Source organism: Bacteroides sp. D22, assembly GCF_000163675.1.
GTDB classification, from domain to species: Bacteria; Bacteroidota; Bacteroidia; order Bacteroidales; family Bacteroidaceae; genus Bacteroides; species Bacteroides xylanisolvens.
On record NZ_GG774813.1, the window covers coordinates 136656 to 146071 of the forward strand.

Genomic DNA, 9416 nt, shown 5'->3' on the forward strand with positions numbered 1-9416 from the left:
TATTATAGAAAGAACTAACGAGACGGTACTTTATTAATATAAAATCAGCTCGAAGTCTGCATAAATAGGTAAATGGTCGCTGACACCGCCTTGATACTTCATCCCCTTATAAGTGCGGAAAGGTTCTTTATCACCATATTTTTCGTCATCTTTCAGTAAAAAGGGGAGAAGGCATACATTTGCTTTTTCTTCGCTGGTGAAAAAGTGATTTGATTGATTTAATAGAGTGCCTGATACAATCAAGTGATCGAGTAATCCCCATTCACCACGATATTTGTAAGAACCGAAGTCTTTTGATTTAGCTTTCCGGGCGAGTAGGTGATATAGTTTTAATGAGGAGGGGGCAACTGTTGAGAAATTGGTGGAGCCGGTTGTTGAGGCTAGGTTATTGGTAGTAACAGGAGGTGCTTCGGCTTCCAGTATTTTCTGAATAGATTGATTCGTCGGGTAATCGTTGAAATCCCCCATAATAATGACTTGCGGAAGAGAACGAATGCTCATAATGCTATCAACTTCCATACGCAGAATGTGAGCTGCATATAAGCGATAGGATTCCGATTCTTTGGCTCCACCCGAACGGCTGGGGAGGTGGCAGACAAATACGTCGAGGGTATCTCCCGTCAGTAGAAGTCCGCTGACGTGTAGCAAATCTCTTGTCGGGCGGTATTGCTTCAACGGAGGGATGGAAATGGAACGGGAAGATAATAGTTTGAATAAATCCCGTTGATAAAGCAAGGCTACGTCAATTCCTCTTAAATCAGGGGAGTTGGTCATTACATAACGATAACTAAGCTCTTTTAAAGGAGAACGGCGGGTCAGGTCACGAAGCACTGTATCATTTTCTACTTCACATAATCCGACTAATGCAGGCGGACTCCATTCGCCAATAGCAGTAATTACACGGGCAACGTCAACCAGCTTTTTTTTATATCTGCTATAATTCCAATGACGCATCGCGTCGGGAAGAAATTCATGATCGTTCTTCAAACTGTCGTGGTGTGTATCAAACTGGTTTTCTATGTTCCAACTTACAACGCGGAAAGGGATTCTTTCTTGTTGAGAGGGGACTTGTGTGTCGTGATAGCCTTGTCCTTCGTGAGAATCTTGTGCGATAGCATAAGAAGGAGCAAAGAAACTTACAGCTATTAAATTCATTGCAAAAAAGAGCATGGCAACAGCTACTCTCTTTTCACTGTTACCATACTCTTCTTTATGTTGACTTATCTGTCTGTTATTTCTTGGCAGGAACATGTGCCAAGATATCCAATAGATGTTTCCAGAATTTCTCAACGGTAGGAATAAGCATTCGTTCGTCAGGAGAGTGAACACCTGTCAGTGTCGGTCCGAAAGAAATCATATCCAGCGTTGGATATTTATCAAGGAACAGACCACATTCCAATCCTGCATGGATGGCTTTAACTTTCGCGTCTACACCAAACAGACGCTTGTAAGATTCAACAGCCACTTCGAGGATAGCCGAGTGGGGATTCGGTTTCCATCCCGGATAACCCTCGCCAAACGTAACATTGGCTCCCGCCAGTTGGAATACAGCACGAACCGTGTTCGCCATATCGTTGCGTGCGGATAGTATCGAGCTCCGCTGACTAGTTTCAATGCGGATGACATGATTCGGCTTCATCTTGACAGATGCCAGGTTGGTAGAAGTTTCCACCAGTCCGGGAATATCCTGGCTCATGGCGTATACACCGTGAGGAGCTGCATACAGAGCTTTTAATAAACGGGTAGTGGTATCCTGGTCGATAGCCGTCTTGCGGGGAGTTTCCGATTCGAGAACCAACTTTAAGTCGGGCTCTACAACGGATAATTCGTCTTCCATTTCGCTGGTGAAGATATTCAGTTCGGTGCGGACATCATGTTTGGCATCTTCGGGAACAGCACAGATAGTGTATGCCTCGCGGGGAATAGCGTTGCGCAGATTACCACCGTTGATTTCACAGAGGTACAGATCGTGTCTGGCAGCCATGCGGGAAAGGAAACGGTTCAGTATTTTGTTGGCATTTCCCCGTCCCAAATGAATATCACCACCGGAGTGACCACCTTTCAAACCTTTCACTTCCACTTTGAAGAAGAAATATCCGGCAGGAATTTCCACCTCTTTATATGTAAATTCTGCAACGGAGTCAATGCCTCCGGCACAGCCGATAAAGATTTCCCCTTCATCTTCCGAATCGAGGTTCAGAAGAATATCACCGCTCATAAAGCCTTCCTGCAGGGCGAAAGCTCCGGTAAGCCCCGTTTCTTCGTCTACTGTAAACAGACATTCCAACGGACCATGTTCAATGCTGTCGTCAGCCAGAATAGCCAGTTCGGTAGCTACACCGATACCGTTGTCGGCTCCGAGGGTAGTGCCTTTGGCTTTCAGCCATTCACCGTCAATTTCCGTTTCGATGGGATCGGTGAGGAAGTCATGTTGAACGTCATTGTTCTTTTCGCACACCATGTCGATATGTGATTGCAATACGACGGTTTGAAGATTTTCTTTTCCCGGAGTAGCGGGTTTTTTAATCAATACGTTGCCGGCTTCGTCCACCTTAGTTTCCAGGTTATGTTTTGCTCCGAATGCCTTCAGGTAGGCAATCATTTTCTCTTCCTTCTTTGAAGGGCGTGGCACTTGGCAGATTTCTTCGAAATACTTGAATACGCCAGCCGGCTTTAAGTCTTTTTTTTCCATGCTGTTTTTATTTTATAATAGGAATAGAAGAGCTGTTTTCGCTTCTTCTATTGCTAAATATGGTTAATTTGATTGACTTATCTGAACTCATATCTCATTAAAGCCTATCTTTGCACTCACAAAATTAATAGAAATGGTTGAGACTATACTGATAACTTTGTTAATAGTTGCTATTTCCCTGGTATTATTAGGGGTGAAAGTATTCTTTACGAAGGGTGGAAAATTCCCAAATGGTCATGTGAGCGGGAATAAAACGTTGCGTCAGAAAGGAATCGGATGCGCACAGTCGCAGGATCGCGAAGCACAAAAGAAACCACGTTTTTCTATTGATGAGTTGGAAAAAGCCTTGAACGATAGTATGAATTAAATTTATTAAAAACAATACTTATTAATTATGAATAGAATGAACTACCTCATGAACGGTTTGGCTGCTCTTGCGTTTATCGTTTTATTTTCACAATGTGCTGGCAAAACTGACAATCAAACTACAAGTACTCCGGCACAGGCTAATGCCGAACTGTCAGGAATGAAAATTGCCTATGTTGAAATAGATACGCTGCTTGCCAAATACAATTTCTGTATTGACTTGAATGAGGCGATGGTAAAGAAGAGCGAGAACGTTCGCATGACATTGAATCAGAAGGCTACCTCTTTGAACAAGGAAAAACAAGATTTCCAGAAGAAAGTAGAAAACAATGCTTTCCTGTCACAAGATAGAGCGCAGCAAGAATACAACCGTCTGGTGAAGTTGGAACAAGATTTGCAAGAGTTGAGCAACAAACTTCAGAATGGTTTGATGGAAGAGAACAACAAGAACAGCTTGCAATTCCGCGATTCTATCAACGCTTTCTTGAAAGAATATAATAAGACTCACGGATATAGCCTGATTTTCAGCAACACTGGGTTTGATAACCTGCTTTATGCTGACAGCGCTTTTAATATCACAAAAGAAATTGTTGACGGGTTGAATGCAAGATATTCACCTGTGAAGAAATAATAGTGAAGGATAAAAAATAAACGTTCCGTTTCCTGATAAAAAGGACGGAACGTTATTCAATATTTTTTTCGATTTCCGCCTGTTCAAGACTGTAAAGCTATGAACAGGCTTTTTTTATGCCCTTTCTTTTTCTTCTTCCTGCGGAATACGGAAAGCAGTGTAAAGTTCGAGGATAGCAGCAATCGTGAGGCAGGCAATCCATTCATTGCCTCGGGTGGTAAACATAAAGGCTCCAGTCAGGATCAGCGCCAATGCTCCGAATATCTGCTGAACGCGTAGGCGTTTCAGTGTTTTGCCTTTTCCTTTGACAGGCGTGTTCACTTGTGCCAAAGCGAAAAGTCCGGCTCCGATAGTATATATGTAAGGAGCATAGATCCATCCGGTGATAAATACAGCAGCTCCGGTGAGAGCCATGATAGCGCCTACGACGAAAAGGGCGGGTACTAATTGTTTCATTCTTTAATCTTCAAAAACGTAAATATCTTCGTTGGGTTTCTTCATCAGATACTTTTCACGGGCGATTTGCTCGATGGCGTCCGGATTGGTCGTTATTTCGTTGAGACGCTTGGTATTCTCTTCGTAATCTGCCCGGTACTTTTCTATCTCTTCTTTCAACTGGCTAATCTCCCGTTCATATCCGAAACGACGAACCAGGCTGTTCTCGTCCAGAAAGCCAATGATAACAGCAAACGCAACGACCGTAATGAGATACTTTCGTCTGCGTATGAAACTCCAGATACTGATTAGTTTACCCATAATTTCTCCTTTTAATATCCGCAAAGATAAAACTAATAACTTAAAAACTTATCGCTTTAGCTTCAAAACTTCTCTCTTTATCCCTTATTACATCTCACTTTTTTTGTGTACATTTGCAGAGTAAGCGAAAACAGGCTTCACTCGGCATAGTTCAAGCTAGCTTGACTCTGCTCTCATTTGCACTGTTTTTGCAGAGTAAGCGAAAATTCAAAAAAACAGAGAGAATCCCGGATATGGAAAACTATATTGTTTCAGCCCGTAAGTACCGTCCGTCCACGTTCGAATCGGTGGTAGGACAGCGGGCGTTGACTACTACGCTGAAAAATGCAATTGCTACCCAAAAGCTGGCTCATGCTTATTTGTTTTGCGGACCACGTGGGGTAGGAAAGACCACTTGTGCGCGTATCTTTGCCAAAACCATCAATTGTATGACGCCTACTGCCGACGGAGAGGCTTGCAATCAGTGTGAGTCATGTGTAGCTTTCAACGAACAGCGATCATATAATATTCACGAACTCGATGCTGCTTCCAACAACTCGGTAGATGACATTCGCCAGTTGGTGGAGCAAGTACGCATCCCGCCGCAGATTGGTAAGTATAAGGTATATATCATCGACGAGGTGCACATGCTTTCGGCATCTGCTTTCAATGCGTTCCTGAAAACGCTGGAAGAACCTCCCCGTCATGCTATCTTTATCCTGGCTACGACGGAGAAGCATAAGATTCTCCCTACCATTCTTTCCCGTTGTCAGATTTATGACTTTAACCGGATAAGCGTGGAAGATACGGTGAATCATCTGTCGTATGTTGCTTCGAAAGAAGGTATCACGGCGGAGCCGGAAGCACTGAACGTGATAGCTATGAAGGCAGACGGTGGTATGCGTGATGCTTTGTCTATCTTCGACCAGGTTGTAAGTTTTACCGGAGGAAATATCACCTATAAGAGTGTGATTGATAATCTGAACGTTCTTGATTATGAATATTATTTCCGTCTGACGGATTGTTTCCTCGAAAACAAGGTAAGTGATGCTTTGTTGCTTTTCAATGATATTTTGAATAAAGGCTTTGACGGAAGTCATTTTATTACCGGATTATCGTCTCATTTCCGTGACCTGTTGGTGGGGAAAGACCCGGTGACATTGCCTTTACTGGAAGTGGGAGCGAGCATACGCCAACGCTATCAGGAACAGGCGCAGAAATGTCCGCTACCTTTCTTGTACCGGGCTATGAAGCTTTGTAATGAGTGTGATTTGAATTACCGCATCAGCAAAAATAAGCGTTTGCTGGTAGAACTGACCTTGATACAGGTTGCACAGCTTACCACCGAGGGGGATGACGTGAGTGGTGGGCGTGGCCCTACGAAGACCATAAAACCCATATTCACACAGCCTGCCGCAGCTCAGCAGCCGCAGGTCGCTTCTGCAACCCAGGTTCAGCAGGCTTCCCTTCATACGTCTCCGTCTTCAGTAACAACACAGGCTGTTAATGGCACTACTGCCCGGCATCCGCAAGTATCTGCGGCAGCGCAACCGGGAGCATCGGCTTCTTCTGGTGCGGCTTCGTCTGCTCCGTCGCAAGGAGCGGGAGTTGCCCCGACTGTCAAGGAAGAACGGAAAATTCCGGTGATGAAGATGTCTAGTTTGGGCGTGTCTATCAAGAATCCGCAGCGCGATCAGACAACGCAGAATACAGTTACCACTCATGTTCCCAGAGTACAGCAACCGGAAGAAGATTTTATTTTCAATGACCGGGATTTGAATTATTACTGGCAGGAATATGCTGGTCAGTTGCCGAAAGAACAGGATGCTCTTACTAAACGTATGCAGATGCTCCGTCCGGTATTGCTTAATAACTCAACGACTTTTGAAGTGGTAGTTGATAATGAGTTTGCTGCAAAGGATTTTACAGCTTTGATTCCTGAATTGCAGAGTTATCTTCGTGGTAGGCTGAAAAACAGCAAAGTGGTGATGACAGTGCGGGTAAGTGAGGCTACGGAAACAATACGTCCTGTGGGACGTGTCGAGAAATTCCAGATGATGGCTCAAAAGAATCAGGCGTTGATGCAGCTGAAAGATGAGTTCGGACTGGAGCTATACTAATGTACTTATTTCTATCGGATTACCATCTTCCAGGAACGAAGGCTTTTATCTATATCGGATACTGGTATGAAAATATGGTCTATACTTTTGATTTAATGTAAACGTTGATTCATACGGTCTTCGTATCCGTCTGAAGGTCTTTTTCCCGGCATGACAATCCACAGGATTATATATATGATTACTCCGGCGAAAGCAGTGAAGAATGTAGCCAGTATATACACTATTCTTAATAAGGTAGGGTCCCATCCGAAATATTCGGCTATTCCGGCGCATACACCTGCGATCATTCGGTTGGAAGAACGGGTTAGTTTCTTTTCATTTTCCATGATGTACTTTGTTTTAGTGCGAATACTATACAAATATAAAGAATATCATTGGGATAATCGAATAAAATCGGCAGATTATAGCAGAAAAGTATGGATACCCGGTCATGAAACAACAACGGAAAGGCAAGGGGAGCAATCCATAAATGTTAATCTGGGCGATATATAAAAATGCAGCTTGTTTATTTATTATAGGAGCATTTTTGTATTTTTGTAGCCGCTTAATAAAAAACAGGAAAGAGTAAATAAGCGTTGTGAAAGTCAAATGATGCGTAATACGATAAACTCACTTAAAGCCAAGTCAAACATGAGCAATAGTTCCATAAATGAACTGTTTGCTCATAGCTCTTTATTGGAACTGCCCAAAAAACATATCCTAACGTCCTCTTTCCAGAACGATAAAAACTTTTATTTCATTGAAAAAGGTATAGCACGCTCATATTGTGTAATTAACGACAAAGAACTCACCTCATGGTTTAGTACAGAAGGAGATATCGTTTTTTCGACGAACAATTTTTATGGGAACCAACAAGGGTACGAATATGAAGTTGTTCAGTTATTGGAAAATACGGTATTATATGCCGTGCCGATAAAAGATTTAGAAAAGCTGTATCAGACTAATATAGAAATAGCGAACTGGTCAAGGATTTTGCATCAAGAGGCTTTTATAATGAATGAAAAGCGTTTAATTTCAAGACTGTATAAGTCAGCGGAAGAACGATATATAGAATTGTTGCAAACACGTCCGGATCTCTTCCAAAGAGTAAATTTGGGTTATATTGCATCTTTTTTAGGCATCTCTCAAGTTACGTTGTGCCATTTGAGGAACAAGATTAAATAATAGGGTTGTTTCGTTTCCCTTCCTTCGCATTACTTTATTCTGCTTTTTTAAGTAGTTTAAAAAAAATGTCATACCATTGTCCTAACTTTGCAATTGAAAAAATTGAATACCAAATGAAAAATGTGAATCATATAGTATGGGCTGATTTAATTCGTGTGATAGCCATTTTAATGGTCATCTGTATCCATTGTTCAGACCCTTTCAATGTTTCTCCTGAAGCTCGTTTAAATCCGGAGTATAACTTATGGGGGAGTATTTATGGAGCTTTCTTGCGTCCGTGCGTACCGTTGTTTGTGATGTTGACAGGAATGTTATTATTACCGGTAGAACAGGAAATCGGACAATTTTATAAAAAAAGGATGCTTCGTGTAATAGTCCCTTTTATTGTATGGTCTTTATTATATAACTTGTTTCCGTGGTTTACGGGTATTTTAGGGCTGGATAATTCTGTTTTGTCTGAAATGTTTGCGTATGCAGGAGAGTCTCCAAGTCAAACTTGGGATAGTTGCTTGCATAATATTCTTATGATTCCTTTTAACTTCAATACATATACAGTTCCTTTATGGTACATATATATGTTGATAGGATTATATTTGTATATGCCTTTTTTTTCTGCATGGCTGAAACAAGCAACAGAGAAACAAATGAAAATATTCTTATCCGTTTGGTTTATCACCTTATTTCTGCCTTATTGCCAAGAATATATATCCAGCTATATAGGAGGTACTTGTGCTTGGAATGACTATGGCACTTTATATTATTTTTCAGGTTTTAGCGGTTATCTGCTTTTAGGCTATTATTTGAAAGACAGAAACAAGTTGTCGATGAAAAAGACTGTTGTTTTATCTCTTATTCTTTTTAGTGTCGGTTATGCCATAACGTATTATGGATTCAGGAATATGACTTCACAACCTGATATTACAGAGCGCCAAATGGAATTATTCTTTTTATACTGTTCGCCCAATGTCTTTTTAATGACGGTTGCCTGGTATTTATTAATTCAAAAAGTAAAGGTAACGTCTCCCTTAATTATATCAGCCTTAAAGAATATAACAAAATGTGGACTGGGCATCTATATGGTACATTATTTTGCTGTAGGAATAGGTTATTTAGCAATTGACAGAATTGATTTACCTATATTCATGCGTATTCCAGCGACAGCTTTATTTGTGTTTATAGTATCGTGGTGTATAGTTGCATTATTCTACAAAGTGTTGCCTAAGGCTGCGAAATGGATAATGGGATAGTTTAGTTTTGCTACATAAATGTAAAACAGATAAAAGAAAAAAGGGAGCAGTCCGAAAATTAAGGGGAGTGATTTGGGGCAATCACATTCTTAAAATAGATTCATTCTTGCACGGTTTTCACCACAGAGGACACGGAATTCTAAGACCTATGCAAATAATAGGCCTATAAAAAACAGTTAAAGAAATTAAACGGGCTATTTCAGTCCGTTTACTTTTTGTAAGTCATTAACTCCACAAAGGGTGTTCCCCTTTTGACCACAGCAAACATTCTTCCTACTAGTTTAAACTTGACTGCATTTAGCACTACTCCATAAGCTTTCCCTTCCTTCCTTTTCCTTTCATAATACTCTTTCATTTCCTTATCCCATACAATCGCTGAATTAGCAGCTTGTGAAAGATCCGCTTTCAATAGTTTTGCTCCCGTGGGATAAACCCTTGTTTTACCTTTAATACTTGTTCCC

The 9416-nt window shown here is 41.3% G+C and carries 10 protein-coding genes and 1 pseudogene; 5 read left to right on the forward strand and 6 right to left on the reverse strand.

Features of this window, described 5'->3' with window-relative positions; genetic code table 11:
• Window positions 1-33: 33 nt before the first annotated feature.
• Both HMPREF0106_RS07525 and HMPREF0106_RS07520 read right to left on the reverse strand, forming a co-directional pair.
• Window positions 34-1251, reverse strand: coding sequence for an endonuclease (locus tag HMPREF0106_RS07525; protein WP_008645821.1), 1218 nt, complete (start codon window positions 1249-1251; stop codon window positions 34-36).
• Window positions 1232-2692, reverse strand: a complete 1461-nt coding sequence (locus tag HMPREF0106_RS07520; RefSeq protein WP_008645824.1) for an aminoacyl-histidine dipeptidase — start codon at window positions 2690-2692, stop codon at window positions 1232-1234. Before HMPREF0106_RS07520 ends, HMPREF0106_RS07525 begins: the two co-directional genes overlap by 20 nt.
• A gap of 133 nt (window positions 2693-2825) precedes the next feature.
• Between HMPREF0106_RS07520 and HMPREF0106_RS07515 the strand changes: the two genes are divergently transcribed.
• Window positions 2826-3059 carry a hypothetical protein gene (locus HMPREF0106_RS07515; RefSeq protein ID WP_008026083.1) on the forward strand — a complete coding sequence of 78 codons (234 nt, stop codon included), beginning with the start codon at window positions 2826-2828 and terminating at the stop codon, window positions 3057-3059.
• A 27-nt stretch (window positions 3060-3086) separates the two neighbouring features.
• A complete protein-coding gene (locus HMPREF0106_RS07510) occupies window positions 3087-3689 on the forward strand; it encodes an OmpH family outer membrane protein (protein ID WP_008771479.1) in 603 nt (200 codons plus the stop codon).
• Between the two features lie 114 nt (window positions 3690-3803).
• Here HMPREF0106_RS07510 and HMPREF0106_RS07505 read toward each other — a convergent pair whose 3' ends face one another.
• Window positions 3804-4145, reverse strand: a complete 342-nt coding sequence (locus HMPREF0106_RS07505; protein ID WP_004316221.1) for a hypothetical protein — start codon at window positions 4143-4145, stop codon at window positions 3804-3806.
• 3 nt (window positions 4146-4148) lie between these two features.
• Window positions 4149-4445 carry an FtsB family cell division protein gene (locus tag HMPREF0106_RS07500; protein WP_004316220.1) on the reverse strand — a complete coding sequence of 99 codons (297 nt, stop codon included), beginning with the start codon at window positions 4443-4445 and terminating at the stop codon, window positions 4149-4151.
• 233 nt (window positions 4446-4678) lie between these two features.
• Here HMPREF0106_RS07500 and HMPREF0106_RS07495 point away from each other — a divergent pair, with 233 nt between their 5' ends.
• Window positions 4679-6544 carry a DNA polymerase III subunit gamma/tau gene (locus HMPREF0106_RS07495; RefSeq protein ID WP_009040559.1) on the forward strand — a complete coding sequence of 622 codons (1866 nt, stop codon included), beginning with the start codon at window positions 4679-4681 and terminating at the stop codon, window positions 6542-6544.
• A gap of 92 nt (window positions 6545-6636) precedes the next feature.
• Here HMPREF0106_RS07495 and HMPREF0106_RS07490 read toward each other — a convergent pair whose 3' ends face one another.
• Window positions 6637-6870, reverse strand: coding sequence for a PspC domain-containing protein (locus HMPREF0106_RS07490; protein ID WP_004316218.1), 234 nt, complete (start codon window positions 6868-6870; stop codon window positions 6637-6639).
• 304 nt (window positions 6871-7174) lie between these two features.
• Between HMPREF0106_RS07490 and HMPREF0106_RS07485 the strand changes: the two genes are divergently transcribed.
• Both HMPREF0106_RS07485 and HMPREF0106_RS07480 read left to right on the forward strand, forming a co-directional pair.
• On the forward strand, window positions 7175-7708 hold the full coding sequence (locus HMPREF0106_RS07485) for a Crp/Fnr family transcriptional regulator (RefSeq protein ID WP_008645828.1): 534 nt from the start codon (window positions 7175-7177) through the stop codon (window positions 7706-7708).
• A gap of 65 nt (window positions 7709-7773) precedes the next feature.
• On the forward strand, window positions 7774-8955 hold the full coding sequence (locus HMPREF0106_RS07480; protein WP_009040560.1) for an acyltransferase: 1182 nt from the start codon (window positions 7774-7776) through the stop codon (window positions 8953-8955).
• 208 nt (window positions 8956-9163) lie between these two features.
• Here the strand turns inward: HMPREF0106_RS07480 and HMPREF0106_RS26185 are convergent.
• Window positions 9164-9416, reverse strand: a pseudogene (locus HMPREF0106_RS26185) (IS110 family transposase); the annotation flags it as partial.

Coding starts and splice junctions, on each gene's coding strand:
- HMPREF0106_RS07495 (WP_009040559.1), top strand. CDS start 4,679: ATGGAAAACTATATTGTTTCAGCCCGTAAGTACCGTCCGTCCACGTTC.
- HMPREF0106_RS07510 (WP_008771479.1), top strand. CDS start 3,087: ATGAATAGAATGAACTACCTCATGAACGGTTTGGCTGCTCTTGCGTTT.
- HMPREF0106_RS07515 (WP_008026083.1), top strand. CDS start 2,826: ATGGTTGAGACTATACTGATAACTTTGTTAATAGTTGCTATTTCCCTG.
- HMPREF0106_RS07520 (WP_008645824.1), bottom strand. CDS start 2,692: ATGGAAAAAAAAGACTTAAAGCCGGCTGGCGTATTCAAGTATTTCGAA.
- HMPREF0106_RS07485 (WP_008645828.1), top strand. CDS start 7,175: ATGAGCAATAGTTCCATAAATGAACTGTTTGCTCATAGCTCTTTATTG.
- HMPREF0106_RS07480 (WP_009040560.1), top strand. CDS start 7,774: ATGTCATACCATTGTCCTAACTTTGCAATTGAAAAAATTGAATACCAA.
- HMPREF0106_RS07490 (WP_004316218.1), bottom strand. CDS start 6,870: ATGGAAAATGAAAAGAAACTAACCCGTTCTTCCAACCGAATGATCGCA.
- HMPREF0106_RS07505 (WP_004316221.1), bottom strand. CDS start 4,145: ATGAAACAATTAGTACCCGCCCTTTTCGTCGTAGGCGCTATCATGGCT.
- HMPREF0106_RS07500 (WP_004316220.1), bottom strand. CDS start 4,445: ATGGGTAAACTAATCAGTATCTGGAGTTTCATACGCAGACGAAAGTAT.
- HMPREF0106_RS07525 (WP_008645821.1), bottom strand. CDS start 1,251: ATGTTCCTGCCAAGAAATAACAGACAGATAAGTCAACATAAAGAAGAG.